Origin of the sequence: Actinomadura sp. GC306 (genome assembly GCF_004348665.1) — a bacterium.
Taxonomy (GTDB): Bacteria; Actinomycetota; Actinomycetes; order Streptosporangiales; family Streptosporangiaceae; genus Spirillospora.
This window is the reverse complement of sequence record NZ_SMKM01000114.1, coordinates 1-18,960: the sequence shown is the minus strand read 5'-3', so window position 1 is coordinate 18,960 and position 18,960 is coordinate 1. Positions and strand designations below refer to the sequence as shown.

The 18,960-nt window shown below is 73.9% G+C and carries 15 protein-coding genes; 7 read left to right on the top strand and 8 right to left on the bottom strand.

Annotation, left to right across the window (positions count from 1 at the left end):
• Positions 1–143: 143 nt before the first annotated feature.
• Both E1200_RS17565 and E1200_RS17560 read right to left on the bottom strand, forming a co-directional pair.
• The gene (locus E1200_RS17565; RefSeq protein WP_207933397.1) at positions 144–932 is read right to left on the bottom strand and encodes a hypothetical protein; all 789 of its coding nucleotides are present in this window, start codon (positions 930–932) and stop codon (positions 144–146) included.
• A 91-nt stretch (positions 933–1,023) separates the two neighbouring features.
• Complete coding sequence (locus tag E1200_RS17560) at positions 1,024–3,072, bottom strand: DUF6077 domain-containing protein (RefSeq protein WP_131953115.1); 2,049 nt, start codon at positions 3,070–3,072, stop codon at positions 1,024–1,026.
• 227 nt (positions 3,073–3,299) lie between these two features.
• Between E1200_RS17560 and E1200_RS17555 the strand changes: the two genes are divergently transcribed.
• On the top strand, positions 3,300–3,809 hold the full coding sequence (locus tag E1200_RS17555) for a hypothetical protein (protein WP_207933396.1): 510 nt from the start codon (positions 3,300–3,302) through the stop codon (positions 3,807–3,809).
• Between the two features lie 137 nt (positions 3,810–3,946).
• On the opposite strand, the gene aceA is transcribed toward E1200_RS17555, so the two are convergent.
• Positions 3,947–5,230 carry an isocitrate lyase gene (gene aceA, locus E1200_RS17550; protein WP_131953114.1) on the bottom strand — a complete coding sequence of 428 codons (1,284 nt, stop codon included), beginning with the start codon at positions 5,228–5,230 and terminating at the stop codon, positions 3,947–3,949.
• A 151-nt stretch (positions 5,231–5,381) separates the two neighbouring features.
• On the opposite strand from aceA, the gene E1200_RS17545 reads away from it, so the two are divergent.
• The 4 genes from E1200_RS17545 (at position 5,382) to E1200_RS17530 (ending at position 9,638) form a co-directional block, all read left to right on the top strand.
• Positions 5,382–6,818 carry an XRE family transcriptional regulator gene (locus E1200_RS17545; RefSeq protein WP_131953113.1) on the top strand — a complete coding sequence of 479 codons (1,437 nt, stop codon included), beginning with the start codon at positions 5,382–5,384 and terminating at the stop codon, positions 6,816–6,818.
• A 141-nt stretch (positions 6,819–6,959) separates the two neighbouring features.
• Positions 6,960–7,943: a glucosyl-3-phosphoglycerate synthase gene (locus tag E1200_RS17540; protein ID WP_131953112.1), complete on the top strand. Its 984-nt coding sequence runs from the start codon at positions 6,960–6,962 to the stop codon at positions 7,941–7,943.
• 92 nt (positions 7,944–8,035) lie between these two features.
• Entirely contained in the window at positions 8,036–9,265 is a 1,230-nt protein-coding gene (locus tag E1200_RS17535; protein WP_131953111.1) for an acyl-CoA dehydrogenase family protein, read from the top strand.
• A 121-nt stretch (positions 9,266–9,386) separates the two neighbouring features.
• The gene (locus E1200_RS17530) at positions 9,387–9,638 is read left to right on the top strand and encodes a hypothetical protein (RefSeq protein WP_131953110.1); all 252 of its coding nucleotides are present in this window, start codon (positions 9,387–9,389) and stop codon (positions 9,636–9,638) included.
• A 17-nt stretch (positions 9,639–9,655) separates the two neighbouring features.
• Here E1200_RS17530 and E1200_RS17525 read toward each other — a convergent pair whose 3' ends face one another.
• Complete coding sequence (locus E1200_RS17525; protein WP_131953109.1) at positions 9,656–10,192, bottom strand: gluconokinase; 537 nt, start codon at positions 10,190–10,192, stop codon at positions 9,656–9,658.
• 32 nt (positions 10,193–10,224) lie between these two features.
• Between E1200_RS17525 and E1200_RS17520 the strand changes: the two genes are divergently transcribed.
• Complete coding sequence (locus E1200_RS17520; RefSeq protein WP_131953108.1) at positions 10,225–10,437, top strand: hypothetical protein; 213 nt, start codon at positions 10,225–10,227, stop codon at positions 10,435–10,437.
• 11 nt (positions 10,438–10,448) lie between these two features.
• Here E1200_RS17520 and E1200_RS17515 read toward each other — a convergent pair whose 3' ends face one another.
• Both E1200_RS17515 and E1200_RS17510 read right to left on the bottom strand, forming a co-directional pair.
• On the bottom strand, positions 10,449–11,840 hold the full coding sequence (locus E1200_RS17515) for a GntP family permease (RefSeq protein ID WP_131953107.1): 1,392 nt from the start codon (positions 11,838–11,840) through the stop codon (positions 10,449–10,451).
• Between the two features lie 180 nt (positions 11,841–12,020).
• The gene (locus tag E1200_RS17510; RefSeq protein ID WP_131953106.1) at positions 12,021–13,664 is read right to left on the bottom strand and encodes an NAD(P)/FAD-dependent oxidoreductase; all 1,644 of its coding nucleotides are present in this window, start codon (positions 13,662–13,664) and stop codon (positions 12,021–12,023) included.
• Positions 13,665–13,898: 234 nt separating this feature from the next.
• Between E1200_RS17510 and E1200_RS17505 the strand changes: the two genes are divergently transcribed.
• The gene (locus E1200_RS17505) at positions 13,899–16,631 is read left to right on the top strand and encodes a LuxR C-terminal-related transcriptional regulator (RefSeq protein WP_131953105.1); all 2,733 of its coding nucleotides are present in this window, start codon (positions 13,899–13,901) and stop codon (positions 16,629–16,631) included.
• 41 nt (positions 16,632–16,672) lie between these two features.
• On the opposite strand, the gene E1200_RS34845 is transcribed toward E1200_RS17505, so the two are convergent.
• The gene (locus E1200_RS34845) at positions 16,673–17,983 is read right to left on the bottom strand and encodes an alpha/beta fold hydrolase (RefSeq protein ID WP_131953104.1); all 1,311 of its coding nucleotides are present in this window, start codon (positions 17,981–17,983) and stop codon (positions 16,673–16,675) included.
• A gap of 35 nt (positions 17,984–18,018) precedes the next feature.
• A partial coding sequence (locus E1200_RS17495) for an MFS transporter (RefSeq protein WP_165950349.1) occupies positions 18,019–18,960 on the bottom strand: 942 nt, incomplete at its 5' end.

The window sequence follows — 18,960 nt, the reverse complement described above, 5'->3', positions numbered from 1 at the left end:
ATTCGGGCGGGGGCCCGGCGACGTGCGAATCACCGGTCCCGCCGGGGCGCGTGGTCCCGCCGGGCCGGGAGCGGTCGCCGGCGAGGGGGCCGCCGGAGCCGCCCGGCGTCGCGTGGTCGGGTCGCCTGTGTTCCATGGATCGGTCAGCTCCTCGGTGCCTGGTCGTCGCGGCGTCCCGCCGGCCCGGCGGCGGCCGCGTGCCCCGCCTCGCCGGCCACGGGGGCCGCTCCGGTCGCGGGGCCGTTCGGGTGGCCCGTGCTCGTGTGGCCGGTGTTGGTGTGGCCGGTGCCGGTGCCGGTGCCGGTGCCGGTGTGGGCCGGGTCGGTGCGGGTGTCGTGGCCGGTGCGGGCGTCGTGGTCCGTGCCGGGGGCGCGGTCCGCATCGGCGTGCCGCTCACCGGCGGGGACGGACAGCAGCTCCTCGAACAGCTCGCGGTAGTGCTGCATGGCCTGCCGCAGGTCCTCGGTGGACGCCTCCCCGTTCGCCGCCCGCCCGCTGATGGCGTGGGCGCGGCGGTAGCGGTCCATCGTCCGGCCGTGCTCGACCGACAGGTGGGCGACCTTCTCCTCGAAGCCGTGCGTCGGGTAGCCGCGCTCGCCCATCACCACGGTGACCAGGCCGTTGGCCTGCTCCACCGCCGCCTCCGGCGTGTCGACGAAGCGCTCCTGGACGCCGACCCACTGCTCGCGGTACTGCTCGCGCCGCGCGGGGTCGAGCTCCTGCAGCTGCAGCTCCTCGTGGCGCTGCTCACGGGAGCGCAGCTCCCGCTCGGCGGCCGAGCGGGAACCCGCGCTGCGCACCGCCCGGTCGTATTCGGGGCCGAACCGCCGCTTGAGCCTTTGCGTCTGCGCCCGGGACCGGGCGACGAACACGACCGCGACAAGCGCGGCCACGACGACTACGGCGATGACGACCCATATCGCTGTGGACATTGTCTCCTCCAACATGCGCCGGATCGAACGCAACGCCGATGCCCGTAGAAATGCATTCAAAACGGAATGCCATGAAATGGGCACCCGGAGGTCAGCGGCTCGGGGGCAGCAGGCACGTCAGCGGGCCGATGCGCCGGGCGTCGCCGTATCCCGCGTCCCGCAGCAGTTCGAGTCCGCGCTCGTCGCGCCGCCACGCGCACGCCACGTCCACGCCGGTGCGCGCCAGCGCGGCCTTCACCGCGGCGGCGTCCGGCTTGGCGCCCCGGGTGTCGCGGACGGCCGCGGTCAGCACCCGCCGGTCGTCGACGAACCGCCGCGGCACGGGCAGGCTCCGCAGGTAGTGGCCGTTGGGGTTCACGGCGTGGGTGTCCGTGGTCAGCAGGGGCACCGTCCGCATCACGCGGGACGGCATCAGCACCAGGCCGCCCGGCCCCGCGAGCGCCACGACCTCCCGCGCGGTTCCGACGGCCCTGCCCGTGGCCTTCCACGAGGGGCGCGCCGCCACGGCCGAGCCGTTGGACGCCGACCACACCGGGACACCGCCCACGGCCAGCGCCGCGGCGAGCACGGCGGCCGGGCCGGCGGCCGCGAGGCGGGCGAGGGCCGGCCGCGCGGCGGGGACCCGCACCGTGGCCAGCAGCCCGATCAGCACCGGCGCGGGCACGATCCACATCGTCCGCCAGAGCACCTGCCCCGCGCCCGACAACTCGGCGGCGGCGCCCAGCACGCCGGGCAGGGCGAGGACGGTCAGCACCGCCGCGGTCCCGGCGGCGATCAGCGCGGGCACGCCGCGGCGGGCGGTCCAGGGCGACAGCCACAGCGCGCACCCGGCGAGCACGCCCAGCACCCCGTGCAGCAGGACCCACCCGTAGGCGGACGGGGCGTCGTGGACCCGGCCGGCCACGCTCGTGTCGTCGTTGAACAGCAGGACGGCGAGGCCCGCGGCGACCGGGTAGGCCGCGGCGGCGCACGCGGCGAGGCCCGTGCGGACGCGGCCCGCGGCCATCAGCACGACGGCGGCGGCCCCCGCGACGAGCGGCACGACGAACGCGGCCGACGAGGTGAGCCCCACCGCGGTGATCCCGGCGGCGGCGAGCAGCGCGAGGTCGCGCCGGGAGCGGCGCTCGGCCCAGCGGGTCAGGTAGACGAGCAGCAGCGGCACCAGCACCGAGACCAGCATCGCCTTGCCCTGCCACATCCGCGGCAGGTGGAACGAGCCGAGCGAGGCCGTGGCCGTCCCGCTGAGCAGCAGGTACGCCGCCGCGACGGCGAAGCAGAGCGCGGCGCGACGCGGCGCCCACGCCCGGACCAGCCGCCAGAGCGCCCAGACGGCGAGAAAGACGGCCGCGGGCAGCATCAGGTACCACAGGAACGACGGGGCGGGCACGCCGGCGACCCGCGCGAGCGCCCCGGCGAGGACCTCGACCGAGGCGACCGGCGGCTCGCCCGCGATCTCGTCGGCCGTGCCGGGGGTGAAGATGACGTCCTTGAGGGGGATCTCGCCGGTGGCGGCGGTCGCGACCGAGCGGGAGACGAAGTAGGCGTCGTCGCCGTCGGTGTTCACGACGAACAGGGAGGCGACGGCGAATCCGGCTCCGGTGAGGAGTGCGAGAGGCGTTCCCCGGCGGGTGGGCTCGTACGCGGCGTCCTCGTCCGGATCCGTGCGGTCTTCGTGTTCCCCGCTCTCTTTCCCGTTCTCACCGCGCGTGCGGCGCAGGAGGCAGGCCCCGGTGGCGGCGACGCTGACGATCCCGGCGACCCACGTGCACCACCACGGCACTCCGGACGGGTGCAGACCAGCGCACGTCCCCGCGACGGCACCCGCCGCCACCGCGGTCACGACGAGGGCGCGCGGGGGACGGGGCACGGCCGGCCGCACCCGCTCCGGCCAGAGCGGGCCGCTCTCCCACCACGTGCGGCCGGCCGCCCAGGCCCCGGCGAGCGCCCCGGCCGCGGTGAGCCACGCCAGCAGCAGCGCCCAGGTCGGCAGGCGGAGCAGCAGGCCGGCGTGATAGACGGCGGTCCAGGCCGCGAAGAGCAGGACGGCGGCGTCGCAGAGCCTGTCCACCAGGCGGGTCGTGCGGCTCTCCTCCGGCCGGTGCGGTCGCGTGCCGACCGCACGGTCGAGTAATTGCACCATCCGGATACCCCCGCGTCCCGTAACGATCTTGCATGTAGGACGCCGTGCCCGGAGACGAGGTTCACGCGCGCCGCGCCCCCGATTTCCCCCGCGCGCCGTTTACCGGAAGGCGTTACATCCGGTTATCAGTAGAGATTTACTGCGATATGCCTGATATGCATGTTCTGATTGAGGCGCTACCGGTCTACCCGCGCCCGTGGGGCGCATGCGAATGGAAGTGATGCTCGGTGCGCCACGCGTTCGGCTTCGTCCTCGGCGTCGTGCTGACACCCGCGCTGGTGTACGGCGCGGCCTGGGGATACGTCCAGGCCGGCCAGTCCTTCAGCGGCACCGGCCAGGAGATCACCGACCGCACCCGCATCTACGGCGCGTTCGCCCTGCTCGCCGCCGTGGGCCTCGTGACGGGCGTGATCATCGTGGCGCGCTGGGCGTCGCCGCTGGTCTCGCTGATCCCCGCGCTGACCCTGCTGGGCCTGTCCGCCTACTTCCTGGTCGACCCCGAACGCGCCCTCGCCCTCCCGGACGAGGTGCCGCCCGCCGGCGACATGGACTTCGGGCTCCGCATGCTGCTCGGCTCCGGCGTGTTCGCCATGATGGGCTTCGCGCTGCTGATGCCGGCGTGGGCGCCGCGCCGCTGGAGCTCCCGCCGGGACGAGGAGCCGGCCGGCGCGGACTTCTACTCCGCCATGGAACGCCGGCCGGCGCCGAGGACCGGGCCGCCCCGCCCCGGGCTTTGAGATACCGGCTTGGGATACCGGTACGCGCCGGCCCGGGTGCCCGGGGACGCCAGAAGGCCCCCGCGGGTGTAGGGACGCGGGGGCCTCCGGGGTCCGGGGGATCAGACCGGATGGGACCTATTCGGTGAGCGGGCGGCTCAGTGGAACTGGCCCTCTTCCGTCGAGCCCTTGAGGGCGGTGGTGGACGAGTCCGGGCTGATCGCCGTGCTCACCATGTCGAAGTAGCCGGTGCCGGCCTCGCGCTGGTGCTTGACCGCGGTGAAGCCCTTCTCGGCCGCCGCGAACTCGCGCTCCTGCAGGTCGACGTAGGCGGTCATGCCCTCGCGGGCGTAGCCGTGCGCCAGGTCGAACATGCCGTAGTTGAGCGCGTGGAAGCCGGCCAGCGTGATGAACTGGAACTTGAAGCCCATGTGGCCGAGCTCGCGCTGGAACTTGGCGATGGTCGCGTCGTCCAGGTGCGCCTTCCAGTTGAAGGACGGCGAGCAGTTGTAGGCCAGCATCTGGTCCGGGTACTCGGCCTTGACCGCCTCGGCGAACTTGCGGGCCTGCTCCAGGTCCGGGGTGCCGGTCTCCATCCAGATGAGGTCGGAGTACGGCGCGTAGGCCTTGGCGCGGGCGATGCAGGGCTCGATGCCGTTGCGGACCCGGTAGAAGCCCTCCGGGGTGCGCTCGCCGGTGATGAACTCGCGGTCGCGCTCGTCCACGTCCGTCGTGATCAGGGTCGCGGCCTCGGCGTCGGTCCGCGCGATGATCAGGGACGGCACATTGGAGATGTCCGCGGCGAGGCGGGCGGTGTTGAGCGTCTTGATGTGCTGCGAGGTCGGGATCAGGACCTTGCCGCCGAGGTGGCCGCACTTCTTCTCGGAGGCGAGCTGGTCCTCCCAGTGCACGCCCGCGGCACCCGCCGCGATCATGCCCTTCATCAGCTCGAAGGCGTTGAGCACGCCGCCGAAGCCGGCCTCCGCGTCCGCCACGATCGGCGCGAGGAAGTGGGTGTCGCCCTCGCCCTCGGCCCACTGGACCTGGTCGGCGCGCAGGAGCGCGTTGTTGATGCGGCGCACGACGGCCGGGACCGAGTTCGCCGGGTAGATGCTCTGGTCCGGGTAGGTCTGGCCCGCCAGGTTGGCGTCCGCCGCGACCTGCCAGCCGGACAGGTAGATGGCCTTGAGCCCGGCCTTCACCTGCTGGACGGCCTGCAGGCCGGTCAGCGCGCCGAGCGAGTGGACGTAGTCCTCTTCCTGCAGGAGCTTCCAGAGCCGCTCGGCGCCGAGGCGCGCGAGGGTGTGCTCCTCCTGGACCGAACCGCGGATCCGCACGACGTCCTCGGCCGTGTAGGTCCGCTCGATCCCCTGCCAGCGGGAATCGGTCTCCCACTGACGCTGCAGCTCATCGGCTGCGCCCTTGAGGCGACTGTCGCTCATCGTCTCAGCCCTTCCGTGTCGTCCCCTGGGTGCTTGCCTCCGACTATGCCCCGCTCGCAAGCCCTTAATGAACTCGCGGGTAACAGAAGAAGTGCGAAATTTCCGCTACTATGAACCCGTGACGACCTTGCGGCCAGAAGAACCCCTCAACTTGACGAGTGACGTGGATCTCGTGACGTTCGGGCAGCGGCTCCGCCATCTGCGGCGCGGCCGCGGGCTGACGCTCGCCGACCTCGGCGAGCGCGTCGGCCGCGCCCCGTCCCAGCTCTCGCTGCTGGAGAACGGGCGCCGCGAGCCCAAGCTGTCGCTGCTGCAGGCGCTCGCCACCGCGCTGGAGTGCCCGGTGGAGGAGCTGCTGCGGCGCCAGCCGCCCAGCCGCCGCGCGCAGCTGGAGATCGAGCTGGAGGAGGCGCAGCGCGACCCGCTCTACCGGACGCTCGGGCTGTCCCACCTGAAGGTGGGCAAGCGGATGCCGAACGAGGTGATCGAGCACATCCTCGCGCTGTACGGGGAGCTGAAGCGCAGCCGGACCAAGCCGACCGCGAGCCCCGAGGAGGCGCGCAAGGCCAACGCCGAGCTGCGCCGCCAGATGCACGAGCGCGGCAACCACTTCGCCGACATCGAGGCCGTCGCCGCCCAGACCCTCGACGCGGTCGGCTACCGGCGCGGCGCGGTGTCGCAGGGGCTGCTGATGACGCTGGTCGGCCACTTCGGCTTCAGCCTCCGCTACGTCAAGGACCTGCCGCGCTCGGTGCGGTCGGTCACCGACCTGCGCAACCGGCGGATCTACCTGGAGCGCGAGCAGCTCGGCATGCACACCCCGCGGACGATCCTGCTGCAGACCCTCGGGCACATCGCGCTCGACCACGACCAGCCGCGCGACTTCGCCGACTTCCTGCGCCAGCGCGTCGAGGCCAACTACTTCGGCGCCGCGATCCTGATGCCCGAGCGCAGCGTCGTCCCGTTCCTGCAGGAGGCGAAGGCGGCGCGGGAGCTGTCGGTGGAGGACTTGGCGGACGTGTTCTCCGTCTCCTACGAGATGGCCGCGCACCGCTTCACCAACATGGCGACCCACCACCTCGACCTGCAGCTCCACTTCACCAAGAACGACGAGAACGGCACGATCTACAAGGCGTACGCCAACGACGGCCTCGCGTTCCCCCAGGACGAGGACGGCGCGATCGAGGGCCAGCGGATGTGCCGCGAGTGGGCCGGGCGGCACGTGTTCGGCGCCGAGGACCGCTTCTCGGTCTACTACCAGTACACCGACACCCCGCGCGGCACGTACTGGTGCCTGTCGCACATAGACCCCAGCCACGAGCGCGACTTCGCGATCACGCTCGGCGTCCGGTTCGAGGACTCGCGCTGGTTCCGCGGCCGGGAGACCACCCGGCGGTGCAGGTCGTCCTGCCCGGACGGCGACTGCTGCCAGCGTCCCCCGAAGACGCTGTCGGACCGCTGGGAGGGGATGGCCTGGCCGTCCGCGCGCGCCCACTCGCACGTCCTGTCGGTCCTGCCGCCCGGCGCCTTCCCCGGGGTGGACGAGGCGGACGTCTACGCCTTCCTGGACCGGCACGCCGCCGAGTGACGCCCGTGTTGTCCCGGCGTTAACTCTTCGGACCGGTCTGCCGTCCCCCGTCCCGGCGGTGAATGATCTGGGAGGATCTGGCGTTCCTGATAGGTGAGGGGACGTCCGGTCCCGGGACGGTCCGCACGGGAGGGAGAGCGCGTGCTGCCTGAGGTCGCGTCGTGGTTGCGCCGCCGCACGAGCACGGCGGAGGACTGGCCGCCGCGGCTGCTGCTCGGCGCCAAGGGCGACACCAGGATCAGCGTGGTGCTGCCGGCGCGCGACGAGGAGGCGACGGTCGGCGCCATCGTGGCGGCGATCCGGACCGAGCTGGTCGAGCGGGTGCCGCTGGTGGACGAGCTCGTCGTGGTCGACTCCCGGTCCCGCGACCGGACCGCCGCCGTGGCCGCCGCCGCGGGCGCCGAGGTCGTCGTCCAGGACGCCGTCCTGCCGGAGGAGGGCCGCATGTCCGGCAAGGGCGAGGCGCTGTGGAAGTCGCTGGCCGCGACGTCCGGCGACCTGATCGTCTTCGTGGACGCCGACCTGCGCGAGTTCACCCCGTCCTACGTGACCGGGCTGCTCGGCCCGCTGCTGGCCGACCCGTCGGTCGGCTACGTCAAGGGCTGCTACGACCGCCCGCTCGTCGAGGGCGACCGGCGCGTCGAGGGCGGCGGCGGCCGGGTGACCGAGCTCGTCGCACGGCCCCTGCTCAACCTGCACTGGCCGCTGCTCGCCGGCGTCATGCAGCCGCTCGGCGGGGAGTACGCCGGACGCCGCGCGCTGCTGGAGCGGCTGCCGTTCGTCACCGGCTACGGCGTGGAGCTCGGCCTGCTCCTGGACGTCTACCACGACTCCGGCCTCGACGCGATCGCGCAGGTCGACCTGGGCCGCCGGGTCCACGCGCACCAGTCGACCGAGGCCCTCGGCGCGATGTCGGGGCAGATCATGCTGACCGCCTGGTCGCGGCTGGAGCGGCACGGCCGGATGATGCCGCTGGAGGCGCCGGCGACCGCGCTGACCCGCTTCCGCCGCGGCCCGGACGGGCACGACGCCCGCACCGTCGACGTCGCGGTGGGGGAGCGGCCCCCGATGGCCGAGGTACCCGGCTACGCGGCGGCTCGCTCGTTCTCACCCGGGCGCGGCTGAGAATCCTGTGACTCGGCCCACCGTGTTACCCCTGGTAACCCAGATGGTGCTACCGTGGGTAACAGGGATATTGGAGAGAGGGTCTATTAACTATGACGAGCGCGGAGTCGGCGCCGTTCTCGCTGGAGCCCAGTGAGGACGTTCGCGAGGTCAGGGACTGGGTGCACGAGTTCGCCCGGGACGTCATCCGTCCCGCGGCCGAGGAGTGGGACGAACGCGAGGAGACCCCCTGGCCGCTGATCCAGGAGGCGTCCAAGGTCGGCCTGTACTCGCTCGACTTCTTCGCCACGCAGTGGCTGGAGCCGACCGGCCTCGGCATCCCGGTTGCCTTCGAGGAGATCTTCTGGGGCGACGCCGGCATCGGCCTCTCCATCGTCGGGACCGGCCTCGCCGCGGCGTCCGTCGCCGCCGTCGGCACCCCGGAGCAGGTCGCCGAGTGGGTGCCGCAGATGTTCGGCACCCCCGACGACGTCAAGCTCGGCGCGTTCTGCGCCTCCGAGCCCGACGCGGGCAGCGACGTCGGCGCCATCCGCGCCCGCGCCGTCTACGACGAGGCCAAGGACGAGTGGGTCCTCAACGGCACCAAGACGTGGGCCACCAACGGCGGCATCGCCGACGTCCACGTCATCGTGGCGTCGGTGCACCCCGAGCTCGGCAGCCGCGGCCAGGGCACCTTCATCGTCCCGCCGGGCACGCCGGGCCTGCGGCAGGGCCAGAAGTTCAAGAAGCACGGCATCCGCGCCTCGCACACCGCCGAGGTGATCCTGGAGGACGTGCGCGTCCCCGGCGGCCTGATCGTCGGCGGCAAGGACCGCTTCGACGAGCGCATCGCCCGAGCCCGTGAGGGCAAGAGCTCCAAGGGCCAGGCCGCGCTGAAGACGTTCGAGACCACCCGCCCGTCGGTCGGCGCGATGGCCATCGGCGTCGGCCGCGCCGCCTACGACTACGCCCTGCAGTACGCGCGCGAGCGCGAGCAGTTCGGCCGCAAGATCGGCGACTTCCAGGCGATCGCCTTCAAGCTCGCCGACATGAAGTGCCGGGTGGACGCCGCCCGCCTCATGGTGTGGCGGGCCGCCTGGATGGCCCGCACCGGCAAGGACTTCGAGAACGCCGAGGGCTCGATGGCCAAGCTGATGGCGAGCGAGATGGCGGTGAACGTCACCGAGGAGGCCATCCAGATCCTCGGCGGCAACGGCTATACCCGCGAGTACCCGGTGGAGCGCATGCACCGCGACGCCAAGATCTTCACGATCTTCGAGGGCACCAGCGAGATCCAGCGCCTCGTCATCGGCCGCACCGTCACCGGCCTCCCCGTCCGGTAGCGACAGACCCGCAGAGACGCCCGGGGTGTTCGCCGACCGCGCCCGGCGAACACCCCGGGCCCGCAGTGCGGGAACGCCGCGGCGATGTTTCGCGCGACCCTGTTCCGGTACTTGGTGTCGCATGGGTCCAGATGAAGCCGAGGCCAAGGTCAAGCTCGCCACCACCCGTTACCGCGACCTCGCGGAGCAGGCGGAGGCCGCCAAGGAGGCACTGTTCGACGCCTACGCGGAGGCCGCCCACGCCGGCAGCACGGCGGACGAGCTCGCCGCGGAGGCGCCGTTCACCGCCGGGTACATCCGCCGCCGGATCCGCGAACGCGGTGTCGAGCCGGCCAGGGGCGGGCCGAAGCGGCGGCGGAAGGACATGCCCTGAAGGTGCCCGTGGGCAGGTCAGTCCCGTTCGTCGCCGGGGTCCGCCGGGACGAGGGGACGGATGAGGGTCGCGGCCTGGCGGGCCACCTCGCCGGCCGGTGGTGAGACGTCCAGCAGGGTGCCGTGCTCGTCCGGCCGGAGCGGTTCCAGGGTCTCGAACTGGGAGCGCAGCAGGGCGGGCGGCATGAAGTGGTCGCGGGCCCGCATCCGCCGGTCCAGCAGTTCTTCCGGGCCGTGCAGGTGGAGGAAGTACGTGCCGGGCGCGGGGCGGCGCAGGACGTCGCGGTAGGAGCGCTTGAGCGCCGAGCAGGCGAGGACCGTGGACGTCCCGGCCGCCTTTCTCCCGGCCGTCCATTCGGCGAGTGCCTCCAGCCACGGCCACCTGTCATCGTCGGTCAGCGGTTCGCCGCCGGCCATCTTCGCGATGTTCCCGGGCGGGTGGAAGTCGTCGGCCTCCGCCATCAGCAGCCCGAACTCGTCCCGGAGGTGCCGGGCGATCGTGCTCTTGCCGCAGCCGGACACCCCCATCACCACGACGTGGACGCTCGTGATCATGCAATTCTCCGTTCGCGGGTACGCCGGCGGCCATGCCGACTCTGCACCAGGAGGTCCTGCGCGGGCGCGCGCAGCACCGGCTGATGCCGCCGCGGCCCAAGCGCGAGGCGTGCCGGCTCCACCTCGTGATGGCCGAGGCCGTCGCCGGGCGGGAGGCCGAGATCGCCAGGGCCGCGATGACGGCCATCTGCGTCGAGGTCGCCGACGAGACGGGCCGGCCGGCGGACGGCGCCGCACCGGGCTGACCCGGCCGCGGTCAGGTGACGACCCACAGCAGGCAGGCGATCGCGAACACCGAGAGCCCGAGGGTCGTCTCGATGACGGTCCAGGTCTTCAGCGTCGTCTTCTCGTCCACCCCGAACAGCCGGCTCACCAGCCAGAAGCCCGAGTCGTTGACGTGGGAGAGCACGGTGGCGCCCGCCGCGATGGCGACCACCAGCAGGGTCAGCTTGACGTCGCTCAGCCCCGCCTCGGCGACCGCCCCCGCGATCAGGCCGCCGGTCGTGGTCAGCGCCACGGTGGCGGAGCCCTGCGCGACGCGCAGCAGCGTCGCGATGATGAACGCCTGCAGGATCAGCGAGATGCCGAGGTCGGACAGGCTCCCGCTCAGCGCGTCGCCGATGCCGCTGAGCTCCAGCACCCCGCCGAACATGCCGCCCGCGCCGGTGATCAGGATGATGGCGCAGACCGGGCCGAGGGCCTGGTCGACGATCCTGCTGACGGTGGCCAGCGGCGCGTTGGGCCGGCCGAGCAGCACGATCGCGGCCAGCACCGTGATCAGCAGGGCCACCGGGGTGATGCCGAGCAGGCTGAGGTACTCGACCCAGTCCTGCCCCTCCGCGAGCACGCCGGAATCGACGAGCGTCGAGAGGACGGTGTTGAAGGAGATCAGCACCAGCGGGATCAGCAGCAGCAGGAGGACCGTGCCGAACGACGGCCGCCGCCAGTCGGCCTCCTCGGCGTTCACGCCCTGCTGCACCTCGCCGAAGACCACGTCCGGTACCGAGACGTCGATCCGCGCGGCGAGGACGCGGGAGACCAGCATGACGCCGACGTACCAGGCCGCCACCGCGATCGGGACGCCGATGAGCAGCGTGAGCCCGACGTTGGCGCCGATCAGGTTCGCGGCGGCGACGGGCCCGGGGTGCGGCGGGACGACCGCGTGCATGGCGGCGAACGCGCCCGCCGCGGGCAGCGCGTAGTAGAGCACGGACCCGCCGAAGCGCCGCGCCACGGTGAGGATGATCGGGACGAAGACGACGAGCCCCGCGTCGAAGAAGATCGGGAACCCGAAGAGCAGGGACGCGACGCCGAGCGCCAGCGGGGCCCGCTTCTCGCCGAACCGGTTGATGAGCGTGTCCGCGAGCGTCTGCGCGCCGCCGGTCACCTCCAGCAGCCGGCCGAGCATCACGCCGAACGCGACCAGCAGGGCCACCGAGCCGATCGTGTCGGCGAAGCCGTACATCAGCACGTCGGGGATGTCGCCGGGCGGGAACCCGACGGCGACGGCCGTGAGCAGGCTCACCAGGACCAGGGAGATGAAGGCGTGCAGCTTCAGCTTCATGATCAGGAAGAGCAGCAGCGCCACGGCGCCCGCCGCGATCAGCAGCAGGGTGAGGGTGCCGTACTGGGGATCGATGGCTTCCACGGGCGCCTCCGCCGCCTCTCCGCCCGGCCGGACCGGGCCGCGTACGGACACGGTGCCCCCAAGGTCATACCTTTAACAAGGCCCACATGCCTACGACCAGGCCCAACGGCGGCGGCCGGCCGGGAAGGCGGACGCCCCCGCCGCCGGGGTACGGCGGCGGGGGGGCGGCGGCCGGGAGCGTCAGCCGGCCAGCCGGAATCCCCGGTAGCCGGCGGCGGCGACCTCGTCGCACGTCTGCCGGTACACGCCGACACCGGCGGGATAGGGCAGGAACACCCGCGGCTTGCCCGGCACGTTCGCGCCCAGGTACCAGGACTCGGCGGCCGGGTAGAGCGTGGCCTGGGCGACCTCGGCGACGTGCTGCGTCCAGGCGTCCTCGGCCTCGGCCGTGGCCTCGATCGTCCGCTCGCCCCGCGACCGCACCGCGGCGATCGCGTCGCCGACCCACTCCACGTGCTGCTCGATGGAGACCATCATGTTGGACAGGACGGACGGGCTGCCGGGGCCGGTGATGGTGAACAGGTTCGGGAACCCGGCCACGGCGAGCCCCAGATAGGTGCGCGGGCCCTCCGCCCACTTCTCGGAGAGCCGGACACCGCCGCGCCCGCGGATGTCGACCGCCGTGAGCGCGCCGGTGATCGCGTCGAACCCGGTCGCGAACACCACCGCGTCGAACGCGAACTCCTCCTCCGACGTGCGCAGGCCGGTGGGGGTGATCTCGACAAGCGGCGTCTTGCGGGCGTTCACGAGACGGACGTGCGCCAGGTTGAAGGTCTCGTAGTAATTCGTGCCCAGGCAGGGGCGCTTGGCCCCCAGCGGATGGTCCGTGGGCTGCAGTTCCGCCGCGATCTCCGGGTCGTTGACGACCTCGGCGATCCGGTCGCGGACGAACTGCGCGATGGTGTCGTTGGACTCCTTGCTGATAATCAGGTCGTTGTAGCCGCTCAGCAGGCTGACGAGGCTGTTGTCCTTGTCGTACCAGACTTTCCGGTAGTAGGCGTCGCGCGCCTCGTCCGGCACTTCCATCGCGCCTTTGGTCGCCTCGGGGAACGCGACTCCGAAACCGGATTCGCGGTTCGCCTTGCGCACCTCGGCGTACCGCGCCTTCACCGCCCGCTGCGTTTCGGGGTCGAGCGGATGATTGTTGGCCGGTATCACGAAATTCGGCGTGCGCTGGAACACCGTCAATTCCGCGGCCTGCTCGGCGATGACCGGGATGATCTGCACGCCCGAGGACGCCGTCCCGACCACCGCGACGCGCTTCCCGGTGAAGTCCGCGCCCTCCTCCGGCCAGTTCGCGGTGTGGTACCAGTCGCCGCGGAAGGACTCCAGGCCCGGCACGTCCGGCAGCCGCGGCGTGGACAGGCAGCCGGTCGCCATGATCAGGTACTGGGCCGACACGCGGTCGCCGCCGTCGGTGCGGACGTCCCAGCGCCCGGTGCCCTCGTCGAACGCGGCCCCGGTGACCGCCGTCCGGAGCCGGATGTGCGGACGCAGGCCGAACCGGTCGGCGACGTGCCGGATGTACCGCAGCAGCTCTTCCTGCGCCGGGTACTTCTCCGTCCACTCCCATTCCTGCTCCAGCGCGGAGTCGAAGGAGTAGGCGTAATCGAGGCTCTTCACGTCGACGCGCGCCCCGGGATAGCGGTTCCAGAACCACGTGCCGCCGACGTCGCCGCCCTTCTCGTAGACCTGCACGGACAGGCCGAGGCCGCGCAGCTTGTAGAGCATGTAGAGGCCGGACAGTCCAGCACCCACCACAACCGCGTCGACCTCGCGCGAGCCCTCGGCGTCCTGCCGCGGTGGTGGTGACGTCTGGGTCATCGTTGGCTTTCCTCTCGACGAGTCCGATGGAACGGCGCGTTCTCGGCGACCGCGATCTTGGATGCTATATGCGGAACAGGGAAGGCGGGCGGCTTTCCCGAGCGGCACTTTCCCCACCAGCGGAAATGCGCTCCCGGTGAGCGGGACGGGCGGCCGCCGGCGCGGGAACGCGCATTCGGTGAACAAAAAGGTGTTCCGTCGCGGCGTGCCGCACCGGTGCGGCACGATGGGCGGATGCAGCCCGTGGAAGTCTCCGAGCGCGAGGCCGAGGTGCTGTCGGCCGTGGGCCGGCACCTGACGAACACGCAGATCGCGAGCCGGCTGCACATCTCGGTCCGGACGGTCGAGAGCCACGTGTCGTCCCTGCTGCGCAAGTACGGGGCGGCGAACCGGCGCGAGCTGGCCATCCTCGCGGCCGAGCAGGACGGGCCCGGCGGGCCCGGCGGGCAGGACGGCCCGGGCACGGCCGGGGGGCGGGCCGGGCGCGGGACGGTGGCCGGAGTCCCCGCCGCGCACACCTCGTTCGTCGGCCGGGAGGCGGAGCTGGCGGAGATCGAGGCCGCCGCCGCCCAGGCCCGGCTGGTGACGCTCCTCGGCTCCGGCGGAGCCGGCAAGTCCCGGCTGGCCGCGGTGGCGGCGGCCGCGTCCCGGCACGGCGGCGTGTTCGTCGACCTGGTGCCGGTGCGGGACGGCTTCGTCGAGCACGCCGTCGCGGCCGCGCTGGGCGTCGCCGAGCGCCCGCAGTCCGAGCTGCGCACGGTGATCACCGACCGGCTGGGCCGGGGCCGCGCGCTGGTGGTGCTGGACAACTGCGAGCACCTGCTGGACGAGGCGGCGCGGTTCGCGGACCGGATCCTGGCGGCCTGCCCCGGCACCCGGATCCTCGCCACCAGCCGGGAGCGGCTCGGCATCCCGGGGGAGCGGATCGTCCGGGTGGGGCCGCTGCCGCTCGCCTCGCACGCCGAGGCGCTGTTCACCGACCGGGCGCTGGCCGCCGACCCCGCGTTCGGCGCCGACCCCGCCGCCGTCGCGGAGATCTGCGCCCGCCTGGACGGCATGCCGCTCGCGATCGAGCTGGCCGCGGCGCGCTGCGCGGCGCTGGGCGCGTCCGGGGTGCTGGCCGTCCTGGCGGACCGGCTGCGCCTCCTCACCGGCGGGCGGGGGGCCGACGAACGGCACCATTCGCTGCGCGCCGTCCTGGCCTGGAGCCACGACCTCCTCGACGAGGAGGAGCGCGCCCTGTTCCGCCGGCTGGCGGTGTTCGCGGGCGCCTTCGACCTGGCCGCGGTCCTCGCGGTGACCCCGGGGACGCCGGCGGGCGCGGCGGCCGACGTGCTGGGCCGGCTCGCCGAGAAGAACATGGCCGGCAAGGCGGGGCCGGGCCGCTGGCGGCTGCTGGAGACGGTCCGGGCCTTCGCCGCGGAACGGCTCGCGCTCGCCGGTGAGGAGGCCGACCTGCGCAGCCTGCATCTCGCGTGGGCGGCCGGGACCGCCGCCGAGCTCGCGGACGCCCCCGCCCCCGGCGGCTTCGACGCCGTCGCGGACGACCTGCGCGCCGCGCTGGCCGCCGCGCCCGCGGACGCGGGGGAGGTGGCGCACGGCCTGGCGCGGTCCCTCGGCCGGCTGGCGTACGCGCGCCGGTTCACGCGCGAGGCGTACGGCCACTTCCGGGAGGCGGCCGAGCGGGCGGGCTCGCCCGCGGAGGCGTCCAGGGACCTGAAGAGCGCGGCCGACTGCACGCACGTCATGCCGACCGGCGGCCACCGGCACTTCGAACTGCTGTGCGCGGCGGCGGAGCGGGCGCGCGACGGCGGGGACGGCGCCGCCGAGGCGGTCCTGCTGGCCACGGCGGTCGTCACCACCGCCCGCAACCCCGGCTGGTACACGGTCCCGCACGCCGACCTGCTGTGCCTGGTGGCGCGCGCGGAGGCCGCCGGGGACCCGGGCGACCCGGTCGTCGCGGCGTGGCTCGCCGCCGCCCGCGCGTGGACGGCCTCACCCGAGCCCTACAGCGCCGATCCGGGCCTCGCGGAGCGGGCCGTCGCGGCGGCCCGCGCGGTGGGCGACCCGGTCCTGGTCAGCGCGGGCCTCGACGCGGTGGTCAGCGCGGCGCTGCGCGCGGGCCGGCTGCGCGCGGCGCACCGGACCGCCCGCGAGCGGCTGGACCTGCTGGCCGCGCTGCCCGGCGACGACCCGGGCTGCGCCGCCGAGATCGTCGACATCGTGCACGTGGCGGTGAACTGCGCGACCGCGGCGGGCGACCTGCCGGGCGCGCTGGCCGTCGCGCGGGAGGCGCTCGCCGACGACCTGCTCCAGGACCAGTACTACCTGTCGTCCAACACCGTCATCGTGCCGCTGGCCCTGAGCGGGGAGTTCGGCGAGGCGCTGCGGTACGCCGGCGAGGCGTGGGAGAGCTGGCTGCGGGCCGGCCGGCCCGGCAGCGGGATGATGCTGCCGGCCGCGGTCGGGCCCGCGCTCGTGCACGGCCTGCGCGGCGACCGCGCGGGGTACCGGGAGTGGCGCGCCCGGGTGCCGGACGCGGCGACCGGGCAGGTGTTCGACCTGTCGGCGCTGGCCGGCGCCGCCGACGCGCTCGTGGCCGTGCACGGCGGCCGCCTCGACGGCGCCGCGGAGCTGGTCGGCGGGCTCTTCGCCGACTCGGTGAACCCGCTCTACGCCGGGTACGCGCGCCCGGCCGGTGCGGAACTGGCCGTCCTGGCGGGCCTACCGGACGCGGCGGCGCGGGTCGCCGCGGCCGAGGACGCGGCGGCGGAGAACGCGTGGGGCGCGGCGTGCCTGGCCCGTGCCCGGGGACGCCTGCACGGCGACGCCGGTGAGCTGGCCGCCTCCGCCGAAGCGTGGGAGCGGCTCGGCGCCCGCTTCGAGCGGGCGGCGACCCTGCTGCTCCTGCCGGACCGCGCCGGCGAGGGCCGCGCCGAGATGGCCGGGCTCCTGGAACGCGAATAGCGCACCTCCCGGGGGAGGCGCGCTGTTCGCGGGCGGGGCCGTCAGGCGAAGAACTTCTCCAGCGCCAGCCCGATCGCCTCCGGGTCGGCCTGGCCGTGCGCCTGCCCCTCCAGCCATTCCAGCCGGGCGTCCGGGACCCGCCGGGCGACGGCCTGCGCCGCGTCCCGCATCCGGCCGGAGCTCTCCGAGCCCGCCAGGACCAGCGTCGGGACGGAGACCGCGGCCACCCGCTCGGGGACCGGCCCCTCGCCCACGACCGCCGCCTCGTAGGCGAGGGTGTGCGCGACCGCCTCGATCTGCGGCCAGAAGGGCTGGGCCTTCATGCCCGCCACCGCCTCGGCCGGCATCTCGGCGCCCCGGGTCAGGAACAGCTCGACCGCGTCGCCGCGCCGCCCCTGCCCGGCGAGGTCCGCGAGCTCCTCCTGCGAGGGCAGCGTGTGGCCGGGCGCGGTGACGTACGGGGGCTCGAAGACGGCCAGCCGCGTGATGGGGGCGCCCGCGGCGGCCGCCTCCAGCGCCAGCGCGCCGCCGGAGGACCCGCCGAACACCATCGCCCGCCCGCCGGCCGCCTCGATCACCGCGGTCAGGTCGTCGATCTCGCGCTGGACGGCGTACGGCGCGACGTCGCCGCTGCCGCCGCGGCCGCGCCGGTCGTAGTTGTAGACGGTGAACCGGGACGCCAGCGTGTCCGCGATCCCGGTCATGGTCGGGTCGTCGCGCGTCGAGAACGCGCCCTGGACGAGGACGACCGCGGGCCCCGCGCCGGTGCGGTCGTAGGCGATGGGCGTCCCGTCCGCCGAGGTCGCCGTGCGGTGCCGGGGCCGGTAGGTGAGCAGCACGACCCCGTCGTCCCCGACCGGCCTGGCCTCCACCAGCGCCAGCGCCGCGTCCTCGGCGCCGTCGCGGAACAGCCGGCGGCCGCCGCCGAGCAGGACCGGGTAGACCATCAGCCGGTACTCGTCCACCAGGCCGCGGGCCGCCAGCTCCTGGACGAGCTCGGCGCTGCCGTTGACCAGGATGTCCCCGCCCGGCTCCCGCTTCAGCGCGGCGACGTCGTCCACGGAGATGACGGTCGTGTTCTCCCACGCGGGGTCGTGCAGGGTGCTGGAGACGACGTACTTCGGCATCGTGTTCATCGTGTCGGCGAACTCCCCGGTCTGGCCGGGCCACGCCTGCGCGAAGCCCTCGTAGGTCGTCCGCCCGAGCAGCAGCGCTCCCGCGGAGCGGACCTCGTCCGCCTTGACCGCGTTGCCCTCCTCGCCGCGGTCGAAGCGGAAGGCCCAGCCCAGCTCGCCGGGCTTCTCGATGACGCCGTCCAGGGTCATGAACTCGGAGACGATGATCTTCCTCATGGTCGTTTCCCTTCTCGGTGTGGATCTCGGTGTGATCAGGCGGATGCGGCGGCTGCCGCGGAGCGGGCGGGGGAGGCGGGCCGGGTGAGCGCGCCCGTCCCGGCGACGAGGGGCAGCAGCATGAGCGCGGCCGCCAGCCCGAAGGCGGCCGGGTAGCCGGTGCGGACGGCGAGGAGGCCGAAGCCGGCCGCGCCGAGGCCGATGCCGGCGTCGTAGGCGATGTTCCAGAGGGCGCTGACGGTCCCGTAGGACGCGGCGGGGACGCGGTCGAGCATCACGACCATGCTGGCGTTGCCGGCCAGGCCGAACCCGGCGCCGAACACCACCATCCCGGCCAGCGCCGCGGCGGGGCTGGGCACCAGGGCCAGGACCGCGATGCCGCCGGCGGAGACCACCAGGCCCGGGACGAGCTGCCGCGCGGCCCCGTGGCGGTCCCCGGCGCGGCCGGCCCACCAGCGGACCGACGTGGTCGTGAGGCCCTGCGCCAGCAGCGCCCAGGCCGCGGCGCCGCCGGCCGCCAGCGGCAGGAAGGTCGCGGTGATCCCGGTCGCCGCCGCCGTCGCGCCGAACAGCAGCGCGGGGACGAGCAGGTCGCGCCTGCGGACGGCCGCGACGATCCCGAGGGGCGGCTCGGGAGCGGGCCGCCGGCCCGGCAGCTCCCGCACCGCCGCCAGCCCGGCCAGCGCCGACGCGCCGGCCAGGACGAACACCGGCGCGTAGCCGGCCGCGTCGCTCAGCCACAGGCCCATCGGCAGCGCGACCATGGCAGGTATCCCGCAGGCGATCCCGTAGACGCCCAGCCCCTCGCCGCGCCGCTCGGGCGGGACGACCGAGGCCACCAAGGCCGCGCCGAGCACCACCGCGACCGCGAACCCGGCGCCCCGCACCGCGCAGGCCGCCAGGATCAGGGCCGGCGACCCCGAGAGCGGCAGCACCAGCGCCGGGACCCCCAGCAGCGCCAGCCCGCCCCCGAGCAC